General features: G+C 71.4%; 20 protein-coding genes. 4 read left to right on the forward strand and 16 right to left on the reverse strand.

Annotation, left to right across the window (positions count from 1 at the left end; translation table 11 throughout):
- Positions 1–14: 14 nt before the first annotated feature.
- From AB0M70_RS02345 to AB0M70_RS02365, 5 genes are all read right to left on the reverse strand, one after another.
- The gene (locus tag AB0M70_RS02345; RefSeq protein WP_365815433.1) at positions 15–1532 is read right to left on the reverse strand and encodes a long-chain fatty acid--CoA ligase; all 1518 of its coding nucleotides are present in this window, start codon (positions 1530–1532) and stop codon (positions 15–17) included.
- Between the two features lie 60 nt (positions 1533–1592).
- Positions 1593–2780, reverse strand: coding sequence for a thiolase family protein (locus tag AB0M70_RS02350; RefSeq protein WP_365815435.1), 1188 nt, complete (start codon positions 2778–2780; stop codon positions 1593–1595).
- Between the two features lie 265 nt (positions 2781–3045).
- Positions 3046–4269, reverse strand: a complete 1224-nt coding sequence (locus tag AB0M70_RS02355) for an FAD-dependent oxidoreductase (protein WP_365815437.1) — start codon at positions 4267–4269, stop codon at positions 3046–3048.
- Positions 4266–5723: an FAD-dependent oxidoreductase gene (locus AB0M70_RS02360; RefSeq protein ID WP_365815439.1), complete on the reverse strand. Its 1458-nt coding sequence runs from the start codon at positions 5721–5723 to the stop codon at positions 4266–4268. Before AB0M70_RS02360 ends, AB0M70_RS02355 begins: the two co-directional genes overlap by 4 nt.
- Positions 5720–7192: an FGGY family carbohydrate kinase gene (locus tag AB0M70_RS02365; protein ID WP_365815441.1), complete on the reverse strand. Its 1473-nt coding sequence runs from the start codon at positions 7190–7192 to the stop codon at positions 5720–5722. Before AB0M70_RS02365 ends, AB0M70_RS02360 begins: the two co-directional genes overlap by 4 nt.
- A gap of 245 nt (positions 7193–7437) precedes the next feature.
- Here AB0M70_RS02365 and AB0M70_RS02370 point away from each other — a divergent pair, with 245 nt between their 5' ends.
- Positions 7438–8430 (forward strand): hypothetical protein, encoded by a 993-nt coding sequence (locus AB0M70_RS02370; RefSeq protein WP_365815443.1) that lies wholly within the window; start codon positions 7438–7440, stop codon positions 8428–8430.
- A gap of 77 nt (positions 8431–8507) precedes the next feature.
- Positions 8508–10037 carry an amino acid permease gene (locus AB0M70_RS02375; RefSeq protein WP_365815445.1) on the forward strand — a complete coding sequence of 510 codons (1530 nt, stop codon included), beginning with the start codon at positions 8508–8510 and terminating at the stop codon, positions 10035–10037.
- Between the two features lie 43 nt (positions 10038–10080).
- On the opposite strand, the gene AB0M70_RS02380 is transcribed toward AB0M70_RS02375, so the two are convergent.
- From AB0M70_RS02380 to AB0M70_RS02395, 4 genes are all read right to left on the reverse strand, one after another.
- Positions 10081–10635 (reverse strand): GNAT family protein, encoded by a 555-nt coding sequence (locus AB0M70_RS02380; RefSeq protein WP_365815447.1) that lies wholly within the window; start codon positions 10633–10635, stop codon positions 10081–10083.
- Between the two features lie 58 nt (positions 10636–10693).
- On the reverse strand, positions 10694–11431 hold the full coding sequence (locus AB0M70_RS02385; protein WP_365815450.1) for an SDR family oxidoreductase: 738 nt from the start codon (positions 11429–11431) through the stop codon (positions 10694–10696).
- Positions 11432–11617: 186 nt separating this feature from the next.
- Entirely contained in the window at positions 11618–12523 is a 906-nt protein-coding gene (locus AB0M70_RS02390; RefSeq protein ID WP_365815452.1) for an NAD(P)H-binding protein, read from the reverse strand.
- Between the two features lie 5 nt (positions 12524–12528).
- A complete protein-coding gene (locus tag AB0M70_RS02395; protein ID WP_365815454.1) occupies positions 12529–13569 on the reverse strand; it encodes a saccharopine dehydrogenase NADP-binding domain-containing protein in 1041 nt (346 codons plus the stop codon).
- 84 nt (positions 13570–13653) lie between these two features.
- On the opposite strand from AB0M70_RS02395, the gene AB0M70_RS02400 reads away from it, so the two are divergent.
- Positions 13654–14283, forward strand: coding sequence for a TetR/AcrR family transcriptional regulator (locus AB0M70_RS02400; protein ID WP_365815456.1), 630 nt, complete (start codon positions 13654–13656; stop codon positions 14281–14283).
- Positions 14284–14296: 13 nt separating this feature from the next.
- On the opposite strand, the gene AB0M70_RS02405 is transcribed toward AB0M70_RS02400, so the two are convergent.
- Entirely contained in the window at positions 14297–15664 is a 1368-nt protein-coding gene (locus AB0M70_RS02405) for a radical SAM protein (RefSeq protein WP_365815458.1), read from the reverse strand.
- Between the two features lie 203 nt (positions 15665–15867).
- On the opposite strand from AB0M70_RS02405, the gene AB0M70_RS02410 reads away from it, so the two are divergent.
- Entirely contained in the window at positions 15868–17217 is a 1350-nt protein-coding gene (locus AB0M70_RS02410; RefSeq protein WP_365815460.1) for a CAP domain-containing protein, read from the forward strand.
- 39 nt (positions 17218–17256) lie between these two features.
- Here the strand turns inward: AB0M70_RS02410 and AB0M70_RS02415 are convergent, their stop codons facing one another.
- Genes AB0M70_RS02415 through AB0M70_RS02440 form a run of 6 tightly spaced genes read right to left on the reverse strand, consistent with a single transcriptional unit; the run spans position 17257 to position 23593 of the window.
- Positions 17257–18291: a Gfo/Idh/MocA family oxidoreductase gene (locus AB0M70_RS02415; RefSeq protein ID WP_365815462.1), complete on the reverse strand. Its 1035-nt coding sequence runs from the start codon at positions 18289–18291 to the stop codon at positions 17257–17259.
- Positions 18288–19325 (reverse strand): Gfo/Idh/MocA family oxidoreductase, encoded by a 1038-nt coding sequence (locus tag AB0M70_RS02420; RefSeq protein ID WP_365815464.1) that lies wholly within the window; start codon positions 19323–19325, stop codon positions 18288–18290. The genes AB0M70_RS02415 and AB0M70_RS02420 overlap by 4 nt, the downstream gene beginning before the upstream one ends.
- A gap of 34 nt (positions 19326–19359) precedes the next feature.
- On the reverse strand, positions 19360–20229 hold the full coding sequence (locus AB0M70_RS02425; protein WP_365815466.1) for a carbohydrate ABC transporter permease: 870 nt from the start codon (positions 20227–20229) through the stop codon (positions 19360–19362).
- Complete coding sequence (locus AB0M70_RS02430) at positions 20222–21169, reverse strand: sugar ABC transporter permease (protein WP_365815468.1); 948 nt, start codon at positions 21167–21169, stop codon at positions 20222–20224. The genes AB0M70_RS02425 and AB0M70_RS02430 overlap by 8 nt, the downstream gene beginning before the upstream one ends.
- Positions 21166–22422, reverse strand: a complete 1257-nt coding sequence (locus AB0M70_RS02435; protein WP_365815470.1) for a sugar ABC transporter substrate-binding protein — start codon at positions 22420–22422, stop codon at positions 21166–21168. Before AB0M70_RS02435 ends, AB0M70_RS02430 begins: the two co-directional genes overlap by 4 nt.
- Positions 22423–22444: 22 nt before the next feature.
- The gene (locus tag AB0M70_RS02440) at positions 22445–23593 is read right to left on the reverse strand and encodes an ROK family transcriptional regulator (protein ID WP_365815472.1); all 1149 of its coding nucleotides are present in this window, start codon (positions 23591–23593) and stop codon (positions 22445–22447) included.
- Between the last annotated feature and the right edge of the window lie 27 nt (positions 23594–23620).

Consider the following 23620-nt stretch of genomic DNA (forward strand, 5'->3'; position numbering starts at 1 on the left):
GGGGCCGACCGGACTCAGGCTCCGCTGTAGGTGACCCGCAGCTCCCGCTTGAGGACCTTCATGCTGGGGCCGAGCGGCAGCTCGCCGGTGAACTCGACGCGGCGCGGGTACTTGTGGCGGCCCAGGTGCTCCTTGGACCACTCGATGATGGCCGCGGCGTCGGGGGCCGCGCCCGGCGCCGCGACGACGACGGCGCAGATCTCCTCGCCGTGCACGTCGTCCGGCAGACCGATCACGGCGACGTGCGCCACGTCCGGGTGGCGCATCAGCACCTCTTCGACCTCGCGCGGATAGACGTTGAAGCCGCCGCGGATGATGACGTCCTTCTTGCGGTCGACGATGGCCAGGAACCCGTCGGCGTCCTTGGTCCCGAGGTCTCCGGTGCGGAACCAGCCGTCGACGACGGCCTCGGCGGTCGCCTCCGGGCGCCCCAGGTAGCCGGAGAAGACGTTGTGGCCGCGGACCACGACCTCCCCCAGCTCCCCCGTCGGCAGCAGCTCGATCCGCTCCTCGACATCGGCTCGGGCGATCTCCACGTCGACGCCCCACAGCGGGTGGCCGATGCTGCCCGCCTTGGTGCCGAAGACGGGCTGGTTCACGGAGGCGGTGGGCGAGGTCTCGGAGAGGCCGTAGCCCTCGTAGACCGGTACGCCGAAGGCCTCCTCGAAGCGTTCGAGTACGGCCACGGGCAGCGAGGCGCCGCCGGAGACCGCGAGCCGCAGCGTGGGCAGTTCGGGGGCGGTGGCAGCGGCGGCCACGAGGTTCACGTACATCGTCGGCACCCCGTGGAAGGTGTTCACGCCCTCCGCCGCCATCAGGTCGATCGCCCGCGCCGCGTCGAAGCGCGGCAGCAGGACGAGCGTCGCGCCCGCGCGCCAGGTCGCGTTCATGGAGACGCTCTGGCCGAACGCGTGGAAGAGCGGGAGCGCGCCGAGCGCGATGTCGTCGTCGCGCACGTCATGGGCGTCGAAGGCACAGACGGTCGCGTTCATCACCAGGTTGAAGTGGCTGAGCACGGCGCCCTTGGGGACTCCCGTGGTGCCGCTGGTGTAGAAGACGACGGCGGGGTCGTCGGCGTCCCGAGTGACGTAACTGGGGAGCGGCTGGGCCGCGCCCGTCAGGGTCTCCAGTTCACCGCCCTCGCCGAGGGTCAGCATGCGTACGCCGGTGGCGGCGGCAGCGGCCTTGCCCGTCTCGGCCTGCGCGGGGTGGCACAGGAGCAGGGTGGCGCCGCTGTCCCGCAGGACGTGCTCGACCTCCTCCGCGGAGAGCAGGAGGTGTACGGGGACGACGACGCCGCCCGCGGCGAGGATCGCGTAGTAGGCGCGGGGGAACTCCGCGGTGTTGGGCGCCATCAGGGCGACCCGGTCCCCCGGCCGCACCCCGAGCCCCACGAGGGCCGCGGCCTGCGCACGGGCCTGCTCCCACAACTCGCCGAAGGTGAGGCGCAGTTCGCCCTCGACGAGGGCGGTGCGGTCCGGTCGGCGGCGGGCGGGTTCGGCGAGGATCGCGGCGAGGGACAGCGTGGCCATGGGTGGTGCTCCGTTTCCTTGCGTTCCGTGCGGCCTTGAAGCTTTGAGGAGGGGGTGGGGTCAGCCGCGCTCGACGAGCAGCGCGCTGCCCTGGCCGACGCCCACGCACATGGTGGCGAGGCCGCGGGCCGATCCGGTGCGGCGCATGCGGTGCAGCAGCGTGGTGAGGATGCGGGCTCCGGAGCAGCCGAGGGGGTGGCCGATGGCGATGGCGCCGCCGGTCGGGTTCACCAGCTCCGGGTCGATGCCCAGGGCGTCGACGCAGGCGAGTGCCTGGGCCGCGAACGCCTCGTTGAACTCGGCCTCCTGGAGATCGCCGACGGACCAGCCGACGCGGGCGAGCGCCTTCTGGGTGGCGGGTACGGGACCGATGCCCATGACGTCCGGATGCACACCGGCGGAGGCACCCGCGACATACCGGCCGAGGGATTCGAGGCCGAGGTCGTTCAGTGCCTCCTCGCTGACGAGGAGGAGTCCTGCCGCGCCGTCGTTCATCGGCGACGCGTTGCCCGCGGTGACGGTGCCGCCCTTGCGGAAGACGGGACGCAGGCCGCTGAGCTTCTCGTACGAGGTGTCCTCGCGGATGCATTCGTCGAGCTCGACGAGGGTGCCGTCGGGCAGCGTGACGGGGAGGATCTCGTCGTCGAAGTGGCCGTTCTTGCGGGCCTCGGTGGCCTTTTGGTGGCTGCGGAGGGCGAAGGTGTCCTGGCGTTCGCGGGAGATGGCGTGGCGCTCGGCGACTTCTTCGGCGGTCTCGCCCATCGCGAGGACGCCGTGCAGGTCCTTCATCGCCGGGTTGACCAGGCGCCACCCCAGGCGGGTGTCGGCGGTCTCCATCTTGTGCGGCAGCGCTTCGTCGGGGCGGGGCAGAACGAAGGGGGCGCGGCTCATCGACTCGGAGCCGCCCGCGAGGACGACGTCGCCCTCACCCGAGGCGATGGTGCGGGCGGCGGCGGTGACGGCTTCCATGCCGGAGGCGCAGAGGCGGTTCACGGTGGCGCCGGGCACGGAGTCCGGGAGACCGGCGAGGAGGGCGGCCATGCGGGCCACGTTGCGGTTGTCCTCGCCCGCCTGGTTGGCGGCGCCCCAGTAGATGTCGTCGATCCGGGCGGGGTCCAGCTGCGGTGTGCCCGCGAGGAGGCCCCGTACGACGGTGGCGGCGAGGTCGTCCGGGCGGACGGAGGACAGGGTGCCGCGGAGTTTGCCGATGGGGGTGCGGCGGGCTGCGGCGAAGTGGACTGGGCGCACGATACGGCTCCGGATCGTTTGCGGTCGTCGTCTGCGGGGTCACTGCGGGGTCACTGCGTGACGGCTGGACGTAAATTAGCACTGCTAGTTTTGAGTGTACGGGGAGGTGCGGCTGGGCGGAAGAGTGGTCTTTTCCCCAACCCCGCCCCTTCCCGAAAACCCGCTCTGGCGCGGGGGCCTTGCGTACCGTCATCACCGGCTCCGCCGACTTCGTCCTCAAACGCCGGACGGGCTGGAATCCCTACCGGGGGTCTGGGGGCAGGCCCTACCCGATACTCACCCGCACCGGACCATCCCCCGCATCCACCCTCCCGACCCAATCCCCCGAGAGATACACCCCCTGGTTGGGCAGCACCCTCCGCCTCACCCGTTGCCGGTACAAGTGCCGACCGTCCTGCGTCACCACCAGAACGGGGCAGGTCAGAGCCTCCGCCGTCCGCAGGACGAAGCGGCCGCCCGGTGCATCCGGCATCAGCCGGTTCGGCGCCACCCAGCGCAGAGGGGAGTCGGCCACGACCGGCACCGCGTCGCCAGGCCATTCCGCGCCCCCGAGGTGGCCGAGCACCGAACCCGCCACCCGCGCCCCCTCCCCCGCCGCCACCCTCGCCGGCTCCACCGCATGCACCCCGCTGCCCACCGCGAAGACCCCCGGGGTCGCGGTGCGGAACGCGGTGTCCACCGCCGGGCCCCGTGTCCCGGGGTCCAGGAGCACGCCTACGCGCCGCGCCAGCTCGTGGTCGGGGACGAAGTCGCCGGTGAACACCACCGTGTCGCAGGCGAGGACGCGCTCCCGGCCGTCGTGCCGCCGCAGCCGTACCCCCGACAGCCGCCCGCGGCCCAGGAGTTCGGTCACCGACACCCCGGTCAGCAGTGGTACCGACGGGACCCCGAGGCGGGCGACCGCGGCCCTGCCAGGGCCCACCTGGGCCCGCGCCTCCTCCGTGACGAGCGCGGCGACCCGCACGCCCGCGCGCCGCAGAGCGGACAGCGCCGCGTAGCTCACCGGCTCCGCGCCGACGACGACCGCGCGGGTCCCGATCTCCTGGCGGTAGAGGTTGACCGCCTGCTGCAGCTCTCCCGTGGTGAAGACCCCCGCCGGGCGCGTCCCCGGCACGAGCCGTGCCGTCCGCGGCCTTTCCCGCGCGCCCGTGGCGAGGACCACGGCACGCGCAGTGATCTGTTCCAGGCCGTGCGGTCCGGTCGTTTCCACGGATAGTGGTCCGGCCCAGCCTGTGGCGCTCACCCCGGTCCTTACCGCCGCTCCGGCGCCGAGCGCGGCCTCGACGAGGCTTTCCGCGTACCGCGGCCCCGTCACTCCCCACCGCCCGAACCCGCCGTGGTGGCAGTGGCGCGGTACTCCGCCTGCCCGCGCCTCGCGCTCCAGGACCTCCACCGTGCCCGCGCCCGAGGCGGCGAGGCGCGCGGCCGCGGCGAGTCCCGCGGGGCCCGCGCCCACGACGAGTACGTCCACACTCCGTTGCCGCCTCATCGCGCCGCCCCCGACTCGCCCCAGCCGTCGAAGAGTTCCCGCACGGCGGCCCCGCAGTAGAACCCCTGGCAGCGCCCGCCCCGCGCCCGTGTCCGGCGCCGCAGTCCGTCGAGCGAGCCGGGTGGAATGGTGCTGATGAGGGCGTCCCTGATCTCCCCGCGGGTCACGCGCTCGCAGTGGCAGACGATGCTGCCGTACGCGGGGTCGGTCGCGATGAGGTCGGCGCGCTGGTAGGGGCGGGGGAAGGCCTCGCCCAGGTTCGGCATGCGCACCGGGTCCAGGGCCCTGGGGGTGGTCAAGTCGAGGCCGAGGTCCGGGGCCGCGGTTTCGGCCAGCAGGCCCACGACGTACTCCGCGATCGCCATCGACGCGGTGAGGCCCGTGGAGCGGATGCCGCCGACGGTGATGTACCGCTCCTTCGGTGAGGCGTGGATCTGGTAGTCGTCGTGCTCGGTGGCCGCCCGCAGTCCCGCGTAGACCGCGGTGACTTCCTCGTCGAGGAGTGCGGGCAGGATGCGCCGGCCCTTGGCGCGCAGCCCGGCGAGACCGTCCTCGGTCGTGCCGGTGGCCCGCTTGTCGTCCAACTCCTCGGCGGTGGGCCCGAGAAGAACGTTCCCGTACACGGTCGGCGCCACCAGCACGCCCTTGCCGAGTGCCGTCGGCACGGGCAGCAGGATGTGGCTGACCAGGTCGCGGGCGAGCTTGTCGAAGACGATGAGCTGGCCCCGGCGCGGGGTCACGGTGAACTCGCCGCGGCCGAGCAGCCGCCGGTCGAGCACGTCGGCGTGCAAACCTGCGGCGTTGATGAGGTAGTGGGTGCGTATGACACCGCGGGGTGTGGTCAGTTCGTGACAGGTGGGGTCGTCGTCGCTCGGCGATCGCGCTGGGCCGGCCTTCTCCACCGGGCAGTTGAGGTGCAGGTCCACTCCCGCGCGCACCGCTTGGGTGGCGTACGCGAGGGTCGTCGTCCAGGGGCAGATGATCGACTCGCCGGGGATGTCGAGGGCGCCCAACACGCCCTCGCCCAGGTGGGGTTCGCGGAACCTCACCTCGTCGGCGCCGATGATGCGGGCCTCGGTGTAGCCGTTGCGTTCTGCCTTTTTCAACAGGGCGGGCAGCGCAGCCAGTTGCTCGGCATCCCAGGCGATGAGCAGTGCCCCGACGGGTTCGACGGGGATGCCCGCCTCGGCTGCGTACGCGGCCAGCCGGCGGCTTCCCTCGCGTACGAGGCGGGCTTCCAGTGAGCCGGGGACGGCGTCGAAGCCGGTGTGCAGGATGGCGGTGTTGGCCTTCGACGTGCCGTCGCCCACATCGCCGGAGGCTTCGACCAGGGCGACGCGGAGGCGGGGGTGCCTGGCGAGCTCCCTGGCGATGGCAGAGCCGACCACCCCGGCGCCGACGACGGTCACGTCGTAGGGCTCGGACGACAGTGGCCCCTTGGTGGTGACGCTCATGACGAGGGGGTGGGCGCGCGGTCGAGCAGGGCGTCGACCGCCGAGCGGAACTCCCCGAGGCGCTCGGCGGCCCGCGTGGCGTCGATCTGCGGCTCGTACACGGCGGCGGGCTGCCACCGGGGGACGGCGTCCCGCACCGTGAGCTTCGGGTCGAGGCCCATGCGGGCGACGGCCCCCACGCCGAGGGCGGTGACATCGGGCAACGCCGAGACCTCCACCGGGAGTTGCAGGAGGTCGGCCTGGGTCTGCATCAGGAGGGACGAGCGCGTCAGACCGCCGTCGACGCGCAGGCTCGTCAGGGGCTCGCCCAGGTCGGCGGCCACGGCGTCGGCGAGGGAGACCACCTGAGCCGCGAGGCCGTCGCACAGGGCGCGGACCAGATGGCCGGGGGCCGTGTCCAGGCCGAGCCCGGTGATCGAGCCGCGCAGGTCGCCGCGCCACCAGGGCGCCGCGAGCCCGGCGAGCGCGGGCACGAAGGTGACGCCGCCCGCGTCCGCCACCGACGAGCCGACCAGGTCGAGGTCCGCCGCCCCCTCGATCACGCCGAGGTCCGTGAGCCAGCGGACGGCGGACGCGGCCGTGTAGACCTGCCCGTCGAGGCAGTAGCTGTTCTCCCCCGCGAGCCGCCAGGCGAGACAGCTGACCAGGCCGGAGTCGCCGCGGCGTGGGCGGGAGCCGGTCTGGGCGAGCAGGAACGCGCCGGTGCCGTAGGTGCACTTGGCGGTGCCCGGCTCGGTCACGTCCTGGGCGAGCAGCGCGGCCTGCTGGTCGACGAGGAGGCCCGTCAGCGGGAGTTCGGGGCCGAAGGCGCTCGTGGGGCCGACCGGGCCCGCCGCGTCGACGACCCGGGGCAGCCGCTCGTCGGCGAGGCCGAAGACGTCAAGGGCGAGTGGCGCCCACGTGGCATCGTCGAGGTCGAGGAGCTGGGTGCGTCCGGCGGTCGCCGCGTCGGTGACGAACTCGCCGGTGAGCCGGTGGACCAGCCAGGCGTCGCTGGTGGTGACGACGCCCTCCCGGGTGAGGTGGCGGCGTATCCATGCCATCTTCGGGGCGGCGAAGTAGGGGTCGAGGGGAAGCCCTGTCAGCTGCCTCAACTCCTTCGCATATGGCGCGAGTTCCGTGCACAGGGGTTCCGCTCGGCGGTCCTGCCAGACGATCGCATCGGTCAGCGGGCTGCCGGATACGGGGTCCCACGCGAGGACCGTCTCGCCCTGGTTGGCGAGGCCGACGGCGGCGACCGGCTCCCCGGCGTCCGCGAGGGCGCGGCGCCCCGCGTCGACGACCGAGGCAAGAAGCGCCGCCGGATCGACCTCCACCCGGCCGCCGGGGAGGTGGCGCGGACGTACGGGCGCGGCACCGGAACCGATCACCCCGCGCTCCGGACAGAGGACGAGAGCCTTCGTGCCGGACGTGCCCTGGTCGATGGCGAGGACAGCCTCGCCGCGCGGTCCTCTGCCGTTGGTGATCACCGCGGAAGCCTGCTACAGCGCCCGGGAAGGCGTCAAGAGCCCCCTTCACGGGCCGTTCCGCGACTGACTTTTTTTCCAAATTGCCAACCGGCGCGCCGAGTTGAACGCAATTCGATCCAAAAAGATCCACGAACCGCCCTGTAAACGGAAGTTACAGATCTACACTGACCGCCGAACAAACAACATCACTCCCGAACACGCCAGTTCAGCCCCTGCCCGCCGCTCTCTGCCCCCACAGAGGATTCATGCCCACTCCGTCAGGCCGCCCCGTGTACCACCCGGCGGGCCACGACGAACAGTTGCGCGCCGTACTCCAGGACCTCAAGACGGGGCGCTGGGTGTCGACGCGCAACCTGCTCGACTCGACCCCCGACTGGGGCCTCTGGACGCAGCGCACACAGATCCTCGCCGCCGCCGTCGCCGGTTCCGACGTGGTCAAGGCCTGGCAGGCCGAGGAGCCGCACAGTGCGGCGGCATCCGTCCTGCACACCAGGGTCCTGGTCGAGCGGACCCTGCGCGCCCATCGTGCCGGACACCGCCACACCAACGAGCTCTGGCGCGAGGCGGCAGCGGCCTGCGGCGCCACGATCGACGCCTCCCCCGAGGACCCCGTGCCCTGGGTCTGCCTGCTCGCCCTCGCCCAGCTCGACAAGGGGCAGCGCTGGGACGAACACCGGGTGCCCGCCCCCGAGCCGATGCTCTTCCCCGGCCCCTGGCATCTCCTCGCCGAGGCCGACAAGCGGGACCCCGGCAATCGCGAGGCCTACCACCGGATGCTGCAGTTCGCGTACACCCGGCGCCCTGGAGGCCCGCTCACCGAAGCGGTCAACTTCGCCCACTGGGCCTCCGGTTCGGCTCCCGCGGGCTCCGCGCTGCACGTACTGCCCCTGTATGTGCGCGTCGAGCGGTACCGCAAGGACGGCGGCGCCGAACGCGCCCTGGACCTGCACTGGATCGGGGAGGACGCGACCCGCTCCGCCCTGCGCGCCCTGCACCTGTGGTTTGAGCACACGCGCCCCGCGGCGACCTCGCTGCTCGACCTCAACCACGTCGCCCACGCGTTGTGGGGCGCCCACCAATTCGCGGACGCGGCCCGGGTGTTCGAGGTGCTCGACCCCTTCTACACCGTGGCGCCCTGGACGTACCGCACCCGCTCGCCCGGCGACGCCGACGCGGCGGCCGAGGCGTTCACGCAGGCACGTACGCGCTGTCTGAGCGCCGTACCGGATCCGGACTGAGCACCCTCCTCGGCACGGTCCATCGAAAGAAGCACCACCAGCTCCCCGGTCCACCGCTCCCCGACGGAGGTACATCCGTGTCCCGCACCACCTGGTCGAGTCCTGAGACGACCACGGCCCCCCTGCCCGACGAGGAACAACGGCTCAGGGAGCTCGGTTACCAGCCGGTCCTGGCACGCCGGATGGGCGGCTTCGGCAACTTCGCCATCAGCTTCTCCGTCATCTCCATCCTCTCCGGCTGCATGACCCTGTACGGCTTCGGGCTCGGCACCGGCGGCCCGGCCGTGATGCTCTGGGGCTGGGCAGGCGTCGGCCTCTTCGTGCTCTTCGTGGGCCTGGCGCTCGCCGAGGTCACCAGCGCGTACCCGACCTCGGGTGCCCTCTACTACATGGCCGACCGGCTCGGCGGCCGACGCTGGGGCTGGTACACGGGCTGGCTGAACCTGCTCGGCCTGCTCGGCGCCATCGCGGGCATCGACTACGGCGCCGCGCTCTTCTCCGGGGCGTTCCTGAACCTGAAGTTCGGCTTCACGCCGACACCGGAGAAGACCTTCCTGATCTTCCTCTGCATCCTGCTCCTGCACGCCGTCCTCAACCTCTTCAACGTGCGTCTGGTCAGCCTGCTCAACTCGATCAGCGTGTGGTGGCACGTGGCCGGTGTCGCCGTGATCGTGGGCGTCCTCGCGATCGTGCCGGACCACCACCAGTCGCCCGGCTTCGTCTTCGGCGAGTTCGTCAACGACACCGGCTGGGACAATCCGCTCTACGTCACGGCGATCGGTCTGCTCCTCGCGCAGTACACCTTCTGCGGGTACGACGCCTCCGCCCACCTCTCGGAGGAGACCTCCAACGCCTCGGTGACCGCGGCACGCGGCATCGTGCGTGCCATCTGGGCGTCCTGGATAGCCGGTTTCGTGCTGCTTGCCGGTCTCACGTTCGCGATCCAGGACTACGCGGGCACCCAGAACACCGAGACCGGGGTGCCGCCGGCGCAGATCATGATCGACGCCATCGGCGAGTCCGGCGCGACGGCCCTGCTGCTCATCGTGATCGTGGCGCAGCTGTTCTGCGGCAACGCCGAGACGGCGGCGGCCAGCCGGATGGTGTTCGCCTTCAGCCGCGACAACGCGCTGCCCGGCTCCAAGGTATGGCGCAAGGTCAGCTCCCGTACGCAGGTCCCGGTGCCCGCGGTGTGGCTCTCGGTCGGCCTCGCCGCGGTCATCGCCCTGCCGTCGCTGTACTCGACGACCGCGTACACGGCCGTCACCGCCATCAACGTCATCGGCATCACGCCCGCGTACGCCATCCCGATCTACCTGCGGCTGCGGGCGGGCGACCGCTTCGAGCCGGGTCCGTGGAACCTGGGCCGCTGGAGCAAGCCCATCGGCTGGATCGCGGTGATCTGGGTGGCGTTCGTGACGGTCCTGTTCTGCCTGCCCCAGGTCTCGCCGGTGACCGTCGACACGATGAACTACGCGTCGATCGCGCTCGTCGTGGTGCTGACCCTCGCCACGATCTGGTGGTTCGTCGCGCGGCGCTCCTACAGCACACCGTCGGCGTACGGCTCGGAGCGGGAGCAGGCGGAGATCGCGGAGGACATCATCTAGACGCTTGCAGTTCGTTCGTACGACCGCGCCCCCTGGGATCGACTCAGGGGGTGCGGTCGTTCAGGATCCGCTGGAAGAGCCGGTGGTCGCGCCAGGCGCCGTTGATGTGCAGGAACTTCGGCGCGACCCCGAATTCCTCGAAGCCGCACTTGCTGAGGACGCGCTGCGAGGGCACGTTGTCGAGCAGCGTGCCCGCTTCCACGCGGTGCAGGCCGAGCTCGGTGTCCGCGGAAACGCAGGCTTGCTCGACGGCGGCGGTGGCGAGACCTCGGCCCACGTGGTCCACGTCGATCCAGTAGCCGAGACTGCCGCTGCGCAGCGGGCCGAGGACGATGTGGGACATGGTGACCGAGCCGACGATGTCGCCGTCACGGTCGAGCACCCAGGGAGCCGTCCGCCCGGCCCGGCACTCCTCGAGCTGGGCACGGAGCCGGGCCGCCTGCGCCTGCCGGGTGAAGTAGTCCTCGGGTCTGTCGGGTTCCCACGGCTCCAGATGCGCGCGGCTGCGCAGCCGGGCGTGCGCGAGACCTTCGGCGTCCTCCGGCCTGGCGGGGCGCATGACGACGTCCGGGGTGATGCGGGCGGATGCGGTGATCATGCGCCAAGCCTAGAGAGGGCGAAGGACACGCGCCCCCGCCCGGCGCACGCGGGTCGGCTCACCGTCCGCCGGCGACCCGCAGGATCGTCCCGGTCGCGTACGACGCCTCGGCCGAGAGCAGCCATGCGACGGCCGCCGCGATCTCCTCGGGGTGGCCCGAGCGTCCCAGGGGGATGTTGCCCGCGAGCTTCGCCGGACGCTCCGGGTCCGCGTGGAACTCGGTCCAGATCACACCGGGCGCGACCGCGTTGACGCGGATGCCGTCCGCCGCGACCTCCTTCGACAGGCCGACGGTCATCGTGTCGACGGCTCCCTTGGCGGCGGCATAGTGGACGTACTCGCCCGGGGCGCCGAGGGTCGCCGCAGCGGAGGAGATGTTCACGATGCCGCCGCCGGCGCCGGTCCGCTTCATGTCGCGGATCGCGCGGCGCGCGCAGAGCAGATAGCCGAGTACGTTCACGTCGAGCGCGCGGCGCATGGCGGCGACGTCGGCGTCCGCGAGGGGGCCCACCGGGGCGCCGATCCCGGCGTTGTTCACGAGCCCCGTGACCGGGCCGAGTTCCGCGGCCGCGGTCTCGAAGAGACGGTCGACGTCCGCCTCGTCGGCGGTGTCCATCCGGACGGTGAGGCAGCGGACCCCCGTCGCGCGGACCTCCGCGGCCACCTTTTCGGCGGCGTCGGCGTCGGAGTGGTAGCCGAGGGCGATGTGGTGGCCGTCCTTGGCGAGGCGGGTGGAGATGGCTGCGCCGATGCCGCGGCTGCCGCCGGTCACTGCGGTGACGGGGTTCTGTTGCACGTTTCCTCCGGGGGTGGGGCGCGGGTGGGGCAGGGTCGCCGTTTGATCGATCATTCCCCAACCCCGCCCCTGTCCGACTGTGACATTGGCGGCTCCGCCACGGGCCGTTCCGGTGCGGGGGCCTAGCTGACGTTGATCACCGGCTTCGCCGAGTTCGTCCTCAAACGCCGGACGGGCTGAATAGATTTAGGCGCGACGGCCCTGCACAAACTCCCGCAGCGTCCCCGGTGGGCGACCCCCGAACCGCTCGATCGCCTCCGTCGCCTGATACAGCTCGTGGTGCGAGCCGATCAGGCGGAACAGTTCCCACAGTTTGTCCAGGTGGGCCACCACGTGCGTGTCCCCGTACAGGGACATCGCGCGCTCGCGCCACTCCTCCGGTGGCACGTCCACGTACTTCAGGCCGCCGCCGTACGTCTCCACGGCCTCCCCCACGGTCAGGATCTGCCCGGTGAGCAGCACCACGGGATCGGCGCACGAGGGCAGCGGGTCCGCGAGGAGCCCCGCGCCCACGCGCGCCACGTCCTCCCCCGCGATCAGCGGAAGCACCGTGTCCAGGGAACCCAGCGGCATCGCGAGCTCGCGGCCGCCGCCCGCGCGCACCAGGAAGTCCAGGTTCTCGAAGAAGACCCCGGCGCGCAGGTGCACCGCGCCGACACCCGCCCAGTCGAAGACCTCCTCGGCGACCCAGTGCTGCCGCATCCGCGGCGTTCCCGCGTCCGGGGCCGCCGCCAGCTGGGACACCTCGACGACGCGTTCGAGGCCCTCGCGCCGGGCCGCTGCCGCGAAGGCGCCGGTCGCCTCAAGGAGGCCGTCGGTGACCGGATAGGTGAAGAAGGCGCGGCGCACGCCCCGTACCGCCGCGAGCACGTCCGTTATCTCGCGCAGATCCCCGACGACCACCTCCGCGCCCATCTTCCGCAGCGCAGCGGCGCGGTCGTCGTCGGTGCGCACGAGGGCTCGTACCGCCTGGCCGCGGTCGAGCAGCAGCCGCACCACATGGCGGCCGGTGGAACCCTGCTGTCCTCCCGCGGCTCCGGTGACCAGGACCGGTTCGGTTGTGGCCGACGGCGTCGGCGTCGTCTCTGGCATCCCGCTCACCTCTCCCCGCGTCGCAGCGTGAGCGTGAACGCGCCCTGGCGCTCCAGATCGCGCAGGAACGGCTCCGCCTCGAATGCCTCGCCAGGGGCGAGGACCCCTGTCTTCGTCGGGCCCCTTCCCTCCGCGATCCGCGTCGCGCCCTCCACCGAGGCGAGCGCTCCGGCCCGCCACAGGTCGTGGCCGGTCAACTGCCCCGCCGCGCTGCCTCCTTCCCCCATCACCTGGACGGCCACGGTGAAGTCGGTGGCCGCGCGTTCCGCGGCGCCGATGTGCTCGCTGTCGAATGCTTTCTCGGCCTCGAAGGCGCTGGTGCTGAGCATCAAGTCGATGGCGCGCGCGGGGACATGGCGCGGGAGCGTCACGACCTCGCTCGACGGGAACGGGGCGATCATCGACCGCGGGCCGAGGGGCGGCGGGAAGGGGAAGACGGCGTTGCGGGGCTCGACGTAGCCCGCGTGCAGGGCGCCGTCCTCGAAAGTGAGGCGCTCGGTCTCGGCGAAGAGGTGGGTCGCGGTGTTCTTGGCGCCGGTGGTCAGCCGCCAGCCGTTCACCGCGTACGCGACGACGATCCGGTCGATGCCCGCGATGCCGTCCGCCACCGCTCCCGCCAGGAGGTCACCGAGGCCGCCGTAGAAGCTGAGGGCGGGGATCATGACGGCGCCGGTGCGCTGCGCCGTGGCCTGCGTGGTGTCGAAGACGTTCTTCACGTGGTGGGGTTCGAGTGCGTGGTCGATGTAGTGACAGCCCGCGTCCGCTGCCGCGGCGGCGACGGGAGCGCCGGTGACCGCGAAGGGGCCCGCGCACTGGATGAGTACGTCGGCCGCGGTCATCACCTCGCGCAGGGCCGTGGCGTCGTCCACGGAGGCGGTGCGGGTCCGCACCTGCTGCCCCGCGTCGAGTTCGTCTGCCAGTGCCTGTAACGCCTCGGCGTCGCGGCCGACCAGGAGTAACTCCGCGTCTCTGGCGCGGAGTTCGGAGGCCACGAGGCGTCCGGTGTGGCCATAGGCTCCGTAGATTGCGAAGAGCGGCTTTGTCATGCTCAACTCGCTTTCATACCGAAGGTATGCAACTGGTGCGGAACCTACGTACCGTGAGTATGTTCGTCAAGAGGAGAGCCGATCGTGGTCCCCCAGGTGCCGCCAACGCCGTCAACTGCCCGCCGCACACAGGCGGAACGCTCGGACGCGACCACCGCGCAACTGATCGCGGCGGCGCAGCGGCTCTTCGGCCGGGACGGGTACGCGACGACCTCGATCGTCGCCGTGGCGGCCGCCGCAGGGGTCACCAAGGGCGCGGCCTACCACCACTTCGAGGGCAAGGCGGCCCTCTTCCACGCGGTGTTCGTCCGCGAACAGGAGGAGATCGCGGCGGAGTTGGAGCGCGCCGCGGCCGAGGAGCCCGACGCCTGGTCCGCGCTGCGGCGCGGCTGCCGGCGTTTTCTGGAGCACTGCCTGGACCCCGGGTTCCGGCGGATCGTGCTGCTCGACGCGCCCTCCGTCCTCGGCTGGGAGGGCGTCCGCGAGATCGAATACGCGCACACGTTGCGGGTGTTGACGGACGGCATGCGCGCGGCGGCGGACGCCGGGCACCTGGGCGACGGGGATCTGGACGTGCGCTGTCAGCTGATGTTCGGTGCGCTGTGCGAGGCGGGCATGCTCCTCGCCCGCTCGCCCGACCCGGCCTCCGCCCTCACCTCGGTGACGGCGGAGGCCGAACGACTCCTGTCGGCGCTGGGCACGCCCAAAAGCTAGGCCCTCCCAGGAACTAGGCCCTCTCGGGGACGATGTTCCCGGTCAGGCGGTCCTCGGGGGCTGCCTCGTCCGGCGCCAGGCTGTCCATGAAGGAGGAGACGGAGAACACGGCGCGACCCGGACCCGCGGGGCCGTAACCAGGAGGCGAGGAGAGGCCGTTGGCCTCCATCGTCGCGCGGTACGCCTCGAGCAGACGCACGTGGTACTCCAGCGGTGCGCCCAGCGGGTTCGCCTTGCCCAGCGGCGTCGTGGGCTCCGGGCACCAGGTGGTGAAGCGGGGCGTGATGCCGCGCGACATGAAGTACTGCAGCCCCTCGGTGGTGGAGTCGATGGCCTCGCCGACCGTCTTGAAGCCGAACGGCTCCGCCATCTCCACGCCCGCCACGAAGTTCGGGATGACGTTGCGCGGTCCGAAGACGTCGGCGGAGTCCAGGATGCGGCGGTGCCACTCGTCACGGCCGACGTAGCGCTCCTTGCCGGGGCAGTAGCGCTCGAAGAGGTACGGGTCCCACACCTCGTAGTTGGGGTGGTAGATCCGCACGCCGTAGTCGTGGAAGCGCTGGACGTCCTCCTTGGGCAGCGCCTGGGCGACGACCTTGCCGATCCAGCGGCCGGGGAAGCGCTCCTCGATGGCCTTCGCGTACTGCCCGTAGAAGTCGGCCTCGTCCTTGCCCTGCAGCTGGGTGGTGATGGCGCCACCGGTGAGCGTGTACGCGGTGGAGGCCTTCGCGGTGTCGTACTTGTCGATGATGGCGAGGGCTTCGAGGACCTCGTCCATCGGCTTCACGCCCGTGTAGGGGCGACCCGCCGCCTTCTGCTGGCGCCAGTTGTGGTTGATGTCGCAGTACCCGCACTCCTCCTTGGCGCCGAAGTACTGGCAGACCCGGAAGACCGTCAGGTAGATCAGGTAGCCCCACTGGATGGTGGGCGCCACCTCCATCACGGACTTGCCGTTCTCCAGCGTGTGCCGGTAGTAGTCCGGCATCGGCGGCAGGCCCACGTCGGAGATGCGTACGCCGTCCAGGTAGAGGCCCAGTACGCCGTCGTCGTCGGCGGCGACGCGGTAGGGCGAGGCGGGGTTCACGCGGACCGAGACGACCGTGCGGCGCAGGTCGTACGGGCCGCCGGTGAGGACGATCTCCTCCGGCGGGCGGCGCAGGGCCGCAGCGCCGAGCTCGGGCAGGGTGCTGTGGTCGAAGGAGAAGATGAAGTACGACTTCGGCTTGACCTCGCCGCCCTCATTGTCGCTGAGCGCGGACTCGTCGAACGCCATTCCGCCCCTGAGCAGGTCCTCCTTGATCACCGCCTCCCGCGGCACCTGCGGGAACCGCTCCATGAGTCCCTCTACGAGCTGGGTACGGCTCTCGCTGCGGCTTGCCATCTGCCGGGCACCTCGGATCCTGTCGGAGAATTGTGCTTTCCCGTGACCCCCACGCTAATACGCCGCTTTTCCGGCGCGGATCCGCCTCCGGTCTCAGCCGCCCTCCGCCCTTCGGCGGGACCTCCGGCTCGGCCCTGGCTCCTTCCCCTTCCGCGTCTCCGCGCGCCGGGAACCCGGGGGTGCCGGCCTCGCGTTGTCCTTGCATGAACGAGCTGGTTGCCGGGGGGAACGTGCCGCTGCCCGACGGTGCCGTCACCCTCCGGGTGCCCGGCCCCTTCGACCTGTCCGTGATCGTCACGGGCGACAGCGGCAAGGTCTCGGGCGACGGTGACTTCGTCTTCTACAACCAGCCCGCCACGGCCGGCGCCCGCCTCCAGGGCGACACGGTCACGATCGACGGGCGGCGCCTGCGGGCCGGTGCGAGCCGCGTAACGGTGGCCGTGAGCCCTGCCGAGCCGGGCACGCCGTTGGGGCGCCTGCCCGGGATCGCGCTCCAGGTGCACGGGCCCGGCGGGGGGCTGGTGGCGCGTTTCACACCGCCGCGGCCCGACCGCGAGACGGTGCTGCTGCTCGCGGAGATCTACCGCCGCGGGCCGGGGTGGAAGCTGCGGGCACTCGGCCAGGGGTACGCGGACGGGCTCGCGGGGGTGGCACGCGACTTCGGGGTGGACGTGGCGGAGGACGAGGCGCCACAGCCGCCGACCGGCCCCGCACGTATACCCGCGCCGTCCCGACCCGCTGCACCCGCCGGTCGGCTCGCGCCCTCCGGACCGCCCGCACCCGATGGATTCCTCCCGCTGGTCAACGCCGCGCGGGCGTCGGCGGGGGCTCCTCCCGTCTCCCTCGACGCCCGGCTGACCGCCGCCGCGGGGGCGCATGCCGCCGGGATGGCGGCGCGGTCCACGCTCAGCTCGGAGCATGCGGACGGCACGTCCCTCTACCAGCGCGTCGTCGCCGGTGGGTACGCGTATCTGGCCATAGGCGAGCATCTGGTCTCCGGGCCTCGCTCACCCGCCGACTTCGTGGAGTACTGCCTCTCCGGCGAGCAGTCGGGGCTGACGGTGCGGAGCCGGGCGTACACGCACGTCGGGGTGGGCCACGCCGCCGACGCGCGCTCCGGCGACCTCTACTGGACGGCGCTGTGGGCCACTCCCTTCAGCACGCAGGGCCTCGCGGAGTGGGCGGCGGCGGTGCTCCGGCTCACCAACGCCGAACGGACCGCCGCGCGCCTGCGACCCCTCTCCCCCGACCCGCTCCTGACCGCGGCGGCGCAGGCCCACAGCGCGGACATGGTGGCGCGGGCCTTCTACTCCCACACCTCGCCCGACGGCGGCGAACCCTGGCACCGTGCGTCCGCCGCGGGCAGCACGCACCGCGCGATCGGCGAGAACATCGCCTGCGGGCAGCGCACGCCCGCCGAGGTGGTGGACGGCTGGATGAACAGCCCCGGCCACCGGGCCAACATCCTCAAGCCCACCTTCACCCACCTCGGCGTCGGCTTCGCGGGCGGCGGCCCGGCGGGCACGTACTGGACACAGCTGTTCGGCGGCTGAGGGCCTGTGCGAACCGCCGGGCGGACGGAGCCGCCCCCCTCAGCCCACCGCCACCGGCACCCCCCTCCGGGCCGACGCATAGCCCGCCGTCACGATTCTCAGCGTGCGTAGGCCGCCCTCGCCATCGGCCACGTTCATGCCGTCCTCGCCGGGGCCGTACAGGAAGGCGTGCAGCATTCGTTCGTCCAGGTTGGCGCCGAAGGGCAGTTCCAGGCCCTTGCGGTGGCGTTCGCTGTAGCCGTGGAGCGACTGGTCGAAGGCGTCCATCTCCAGGGTTGCCCGCTCGCCGACCACGGTGAGTTCGAGGCCGCCCCAGGAGTGGTGGGAGCGGGGGTGCGACCAGCTGCAGTCGATCGTGGCCACCGAGCCGTTGTCGTAGGTCACGGTGACCAGACCGCTGGTCTCGGCGTCGACCTCGCCCTCGTACATACGGTTGTTCGTCTGGGCGTACACGTCGACGGGGCGGGCGTCGCCGAAGAGGTCGTCCAGGAGGTCGGCTATGTGGACCGTGTGGTCCATCAGCGCGCCACCGCCCGCGAGTTCGGGATCGGCGAACCAGCGCCGCGAGCTCGGCATGGAGCCGTTGTTCGCGCCGGACACGGTCAGGACCCGGCCCACCTCCCCCGACGCGACGGCCGCCTTGACCGCCGCGTACGCCGGGCTGAAGCGGACCGGGAAGGCGACCGCGAGCCGCACGCCGGCCTCCCGGCACGCCGCGAGCATCGCCTCCCCGTCCTCGACCGTCGTGGCCAGCGGCTTCTCGCACAGGACGTCGACCCCGTGGGACGCGGCAAGCTCCACCAGCGGACGGTGCCGCGCGTTCTCGGAGCAGACGATCACCGCGTCGGGGCCCCAGGCGAAGGCTTCCTCGTACGTCTCCACGTACGCGACCCCCCTCTCCTCGGCGAACGCGCGGCCCCGCACCTCACCGGGCGCGGCCGAGTCGGCGTCCGGGTCGCTGCCGATGACCTCGACCCCCGGCATCCGGGCAAGGAGCCGCAGGTACCCGGCCGCGTGGACATGGGCGAACGACAGCACCGCGACCTTCATCACGCCCTTCATCGCGACCTTCATCGCGTGACCTCCTTGATCATCGACTCACTGGACGGTCGGAGCTCGACCGCCCGGCCCGTACGGCTCGACTCGACGGCCGCCTCCGCGATCCGCACCGCCTCGATCCCGTCCCGCGCGCCCACCCGCGGCTCCGGGCCGCCCTCCTCCCAGGAAGCCGCGAAGTCCCGCAGCTCGGAGAGGTAGGGGCTCTCGGTCATCGGGCTCGAGGGGATGCCCTCGTTGGCCGCGCGCACACCTTGCGCGGTGATCCGGTAGCCGGGCACGGTCGTGGAGTCGTGTTGCAGCAGTCCGTCGCCGCCCGCGACACGGAACGTCGTACGGAACCGCTGGTCCGGAAGTCCCCAGAGTCCGGTGATGTGACTGATCGCGCCGGAGGCATGGGTGAGGACGGCGGTCGCCGACACGACCTCGGCCCGCGCGTCGCCCGTGGCGTGCTCTATGCCTCGCGTCTGCGCGTGCACGCGGACCACGTCGCCCGCGATCCAGCGTGCGATGTCGATGTCGTGCACCATCAGGTCCATGATGACGCCGCCGGACAGGGCGGGGTCACCGAACCAGGGCGCCCACTGCGGACGCGCCCCGCCGCGCGTGAAGCGCAGCACGGCGAGGTTGCCCAATTCCCCCCTGGCGACCGCCTGTTGCATCGTCGCGTACGCCGGGAAGTACCGTACGACGTGGGCGGGATGCAGCCGCACACCCGCCGCTTCGGCGGCTGCGGCGATCTCCTCGGCGTCCCGCACGTTCAGCGCGAGGGGCTTCTCGCAGATGACGTGACGCCCCGCCGCGACGGCCGCGAGGGCGAGGTCCTTGTGGGTCGGGGTGGGGGTGCAGATGTCGACGGCCGCGCAGTCGGCGAGCAGTTCGTCGAGGCCCGCCACCGCGGTGACCCCACGGCCCTCGTACTCGGCGGCCAGCTTCTCCGCCGAGCCGTCGACGGTGTGGACGCTGACGCGCGCACCCAGTTCCAGCCAGCCGGGGAGATGGGCGCGGGCGATGCCGCCCGCCCCGATCAGGCCGATGTGAAGCGGTCGCATGAAGGGATTCACCATTCCTGTCGGGTGGCCGGAGTCAGCTCTTGGAGCCGGAGAGCGCGACACTCTGCACGAAGTGCCGCTGCAGGAAGACATAGACGATGAGCATGGGCAGACTCGCGATGAGCGAACCGGCCATCATCACGGGATAGTTGGTCTCGAACTGACCCTCCAGCGAGGTCAGTCCGGCACTGATGGGCATCTTCTGCGGGTCGGTGTTGACGATCAGCGGCCACAGCAGGTCGTTCCACGACCACATCGCGGTGATGACGGCGAGAGCCGCGAGCGCGGGCCGCACCAGCGGCAACATGATCGACCAGAAGACGCGGAACGCACCCGCACCGTCGATCCGCGCCGCCTCCTCCAGCTCCTTGGGGAGCGTGAGGAAGAACTGGCGCAGCATGAACGTCCCGAACGCGCTGAACATGCCCGGCAGGAACAGCGCGGGCGCCGAGTTGAGCAGGCCGATCCGCTGGATGATGTCGTACTGCGGCAGGACGAGCAGCGAGCTCGGCACCATGAGGACGGAGAGGAAGACCGCGAACAGGACGTTGCGGCCCCGGAACTGCATGCGCGCGAAGGCGTAGGCCGCGAGCGAGCAGAACACCAGCTGTCCGACCGTGCGCCCCACGGTGTTGAGGACGCTGTTGAAGAGCATCTCCTTGAACGGCAGCGCACTGAAGACCTCTTCGAAGCTCGACCAGTTCCAGGTGTCGGGCAGGAACGTCGGCGGCACCTTTGCTGTCTCCGCGAGGGACTTGGCGGCCGTGAGCAGCTGCCACAGGAAGGGGAAGACCATCACCAGGGCGCCGAGGGAGAGCACCGCGTGGGTGGCGACCGAACCGGCGTTGAAACGCCGGCGCTCGGCACGTCCGCGGGTCGCCGGCCGTACGGATGACTCACGCATAGTGCACCCACCTCTTCTGCAGCCTGAACTGCACCAGCGTCAGCGCCGCGATGATCAGCATGAGCAGGAAGGCGAGCGCGGCGGCGGCGCCCTGGGCGTTCTCGACGAAGGCCCACTTGTAGAAGAGGCTCACCACGGACTGGGTGTCGCCGATCGCCGGGTTCTTCTCGGCCATCATGATGTAGATCAGGTCGAAGGTCTGCAGCGAGTTGATCATGCAGATGATGGACGCGAAGAAGATCGTCGGGCTGAGCAGCGGCAGGGTGATCGTGAAGAACCGGCGCAGCGGCCCGGCGCCGTCCAGCTCGGCGGCCTCGTAGTAGTCCTGCGGGATGCCCTTGATGCCCGCCATGAAGATGATCAAGTAGTAGCCGGTGGTCGACCAGACCATGACGGTGCCGATCGCGTAGACCGCGGTCGAGGGGTCGGAGACCCAGTAGCGGCGGTCCCCACCGAACCACTCGAAGACTTCGTTGATCAGTCCGTAGTCGCCGTTGTAGAGCCAGTTCCAGACGAGGCCGACGGCGACGGGCAGCGTGACGAACGGGATGAAGTACAGGGCGCGGTAGACCGGGACGCCGCGCAGTCCGCGCCGGTTGAGCAGCGCCGCGACGCCGATCGCGATCGGCAGGGCGAGCAGTCCGATGGCGCAGTAGATCAGGGTGTTGCCGAGCGCCTGCCAGACGGTGACGTCCTTGAGCACGCGCACGTAGTTGTCCGTGCCGATCCAGGTGTGGCCGCCGAACGCCCCGAACTCGGTGAAGCTGAAGTAGAAGGTCTGGAGCAGCGGCCAGAAGTAGAAGACGGCGAAGCCGATGCCGAGCGGCGCGATGAAGAGGTACGCGGTGCGCCGGCCGGAGGACTTGGGCGCGCTCCGGGTCGTCGGACCGCCGCGGCTCGCCTTCTTCGCCGCTGCCGTGGAGGGAAAGACACTCATCATGCGCGCTCCTCCTTAAGGGCCCGGTCCATCTGCTCGCCCAGGGTGCGTGCGGCGCTCTCGATGCCGCCCTTTCCGCTGAACGCGGCGCCCAGGAGCGGGTATTGGAGGTTCTCCCAGACCGCGGTGTTCTTCGAGCTCGGGTACGGCACGGCGTACTCCTGCATCTCGATGAAGTGCTTCAGGTCGAACTCGGGCATCGACTTGAGCCAGGCGCCCTGCGTCCCCTCGTACGAGGAGATGGTGACGCCCGCCGACGCCTGGATCTCGGCGGCCTCGCGGCCCGCCATGAAGTGGACGAACTTCCAGGCCGCCTCCTTCTTGCGGCTCTTGGCGGAGATGACGTTGGCGAGGCCGTGGATGATCGTGGCGCGCTCCCGGCCCTTGGGCAGCACGGCGACGCCGCCGTGGTCCTTGAGTGCGGGCACGGCGTACATCTGGCCGGCCATCGCGGAGAGGTCGTAGTACATGGCGGTCTTCTCCGACCAGTAGCGGTTGCGGCCCTTGGACTCGACCATCGCGCTCTGCGGCGGCGACCACCCGCGGTCGATCATGTCGGTCCAGTAGCGCAGCCCCTCGATGGAGCGTTCGTCGCCGAAGCCGGACTTCCCGTCCTCGAGGACGTAGCCGCCCGCTCCGTGGATGGCGGGGTAGAGCTGGCCCTGACGGTCCATCTCGGCGGCCATGCCGTGCACCCGCGCGCGGGGATCGGTGAGTTCGGCGGCCGCGTCGCGCACGTCGTCCCAGGTCCATGTCGCGTCCGGGTACTTGATGCCCGCCTTGTCGAAGAGGGCCTTGTTGTACCAGAGGCCGATGGTGTCGAAGTCCTTCGGTATCCCGTACTGCGTGCCCTGGTAGGCGTAGATCTTCACGAGCGAGTCGGGGTGGCGGTCCACGGGGGTGCGGTCGCTCTTGATGTGTCCGCTCAGGGGCTCCAGGACGCCGCTGGAGGCGTACAGCTGGAGATTGACCGCGTTCATCCAGAACACGTCGGGTGCCGTGCCGCCGCGCATCGACGTCTTGAGGGTGGTCCAGTAGCTCGACCAGGGCGTCAGCTCCATCCGCACGGAAATACCGGGGTTCTTCTTCTCGAAGGCGTCGATCACCTTCTGCAGCCCCGGCACCTGGGCCACGTCCCACACCCCGTACGAAAGGGTGGTGCGTCCACCGCTCCCCTTGCCGGCGTCACTCTCGCCGGAGCAGGCGGCGAGCAGGGGCGCCGCCATCGCTCCGTACAGCAGAGTCCTCCTGCGCATGAGCGCCTCCCTTCAGGACTGGTCAGAGCGCCGGTGCCGGGTCCGCATCCGTCAGGAGATCGGACTCGACCCGGTCAAGTGCCTTGCGTACGGCGCCGATCGCGACGCCTTGCTCGCCGAGCGTGCTCAGCGCGATGCGCGGGACGTGCAGGGTCAGCGGGCGCAGCCGGTCCTCGATCAGCGGCACGAGGTGGCCGCCGAGGGGGGTCGCGCCGCCGGTGAGCACCACCAGCTCCGGGTCGACGGCGAGGGCGAGGGCGGCGATGCCCGGTGTGATGCGGTCGGCGAAGTCCGCGACGGCCGCGAGGGCGCGGGGGTCACCGGTGTCCGCGGCGCGGGCGAGTGCGGCCACCTCGGACTCGCCGGAGCGCCGCTCACCCTTCCAACTGAGGGCGTCCTGGGCGGTGTTCATGCCGAGGAGCGGCAGCAGGCCGAGCTCGCCCGCGCCGCCCCGTCTCCCCCGGTGGAGTCGCCCGCCGATGGTGAGGCTGCACGCCACGCGGTGACCGGTCAGGACGCAGACGACGTCGTGCGCGAGGGTGGCGGCGCCCTGCCAGCGTTCGGCGAGGACGGCGAGGTTCACGTCGTTCTCGACGAGGGTGTGCCCCGCCTCCCCCTCGGCGAGGAGCCGCCCGAGGTCGACGCCGGACCATTCGGGTATGACGTGGGAGGTGATGGTGCCGCCCGCGTCGACGACGCCGGGTACGCCCACGCAGCGGGCGAGGATGTCGTCGCGCCGCACGGAGTGCGCGTCCAGGAAGGCTTCGAGGCCCCTGCGCAGGAGGTCGAGACGCTGGGCTCCGCTCAGGGCCGGGTCGATGTCGTCGCGCCGCACGGCGAGCACCGTGCCGCCGAGGTCGGCGAGGAGCAGGACCATCTTGTGCAGGCCGATGTCGGCTCCGACGACGCGGCCCGCCTCCACGCGGAACCGGAAGCGCCGGGCGGGGCGTCCCGGCGCGCGCTCGCTCTCGTCGCGCTCGGCCTCCCCCGCCCAGCCGTGCGCGGTCAGCTCCTCGACGGCGGATTCCACGGTGGGCCGGGAGAGCCCGGTGCCGGCGGCGAGCTCCGCGAGGGTCTGGGGGCTGCGGCGGTGCAGGGCACGCAGCACGACGGTGGTGTTCAGCCGGCGCAGCGAGGCGAGATCGTGCCCCCGTGTCCCGTTCCGCAACACTTCTTCACCTCATGTCGAGGCCGGGGC

It is taken from the genome of Streptomyces sp. NPDC051214 (assembly GCF_040682375.1).
In the GTDB taxonomy this organism is placed as follows: Bacteria; Actinomycetota; Actinomycetes; order Streptomycetales; family Streptomycetaceae; genus Streptomyces.

Coding starts and splice junctions, on each gene's coding strand:
- AB0M70_RS02345 (WP_365815433.1), bottom strand. CDS start 1,532: ATGGCCACGCTGTCCCTCGCCGCGATCCTCGCCGAACCCGCCCGCCGC.
- AB0M70_RS02355 (WP_365815437.1), bottom strand. CDS start 4,269: ATGAGGCGGCAACGGAGTGTGGACGTACTCGTCGTGGGCGCGGGCCCC.
- AB0M70_RS02360 (WP_365815439.1), bottom strand. CDS start 5,723: ATGAGCGTCACCACCAAGGGGCCACTGTCGTCCGAGCCCTACGACGTG.
- AB0M70_RS02370 (WP_365815443.1), top strand. CDS start 7,438: ATGCCCACTCCGTCAGGCCGCCCCGTGTACCACCCGGCGGGCCACGAC.
- AB0M70_RS02380 (WP_365815447.1), bottom strand. CDS start 10,635: ATGATCACCGCATCCGCCCGCATCACCCCGGACGTCGTCATGCGCCCC.
- AB0M70_RS02390 (WP_365815452.1), bottom strand. CDS start 12,523: ATGCCAGAGACGACGCCGACGCCGTCGGCCACAACCGAACCGGTCCTG.
- AB0M70_RS02395 (WP_365815454.1), bottom strand. CDS start 13,569: ATGACAAAGCCGCTCTTCGCAATCTACGGAGCCTATGGCCACACCGGA.
- AB0M70_RS02405 (WP_365815458.1), bottom strand. CDS start 15,664: ATGGCAAGCCGCAGCGAGAGCCGTACCCAGCTCGTAGAGGGACTCATG.
- AB0M70_RS02410 (WP_365815460.1), top strand. CDS start 15,868: ATGAACGAGCTGGTTGCCGGGGGGAACGTGCCGCTGCCCGACGGTGCC.
- AB0M70_RS02415 (WP_365815462.1), bottom strand. CDS start 18,291: ATGAAGGTCGCGATGAAGGGCGTGATGAAGGTCGCGGTGCTGTCGTTC.
- AB0M70_RS02420 (WP_365815464.1), bottom strand. CDS start 19,325: ATGCGACCGCTTCACATCGGCCTGATCGGGGCGGGCGGCATCGCCCGC.
- AB0M70_RS02425 (WP_365815466.1), bottom strand. CDS start 20,229: ATGCGTGAGTCATCCGTACGGCCGGCGACCCGCGGACGTGCCGAGCGC.
- AB0M70_RS02430 (WP_365815468.1), bottom strand. CDS start 21,169: ATGATGAGTGTCTTTCCCTCCACGGCAGCGGCGAAGAAGGCGAGCCGC.
- AB0M70_RS02435 (WP_365815470.1), bottom strand. CDS start 22,422: ATGCGCAGGAGGACTCTGCTGTACGGAGCGATGGCGGCGCCCCTGCTC.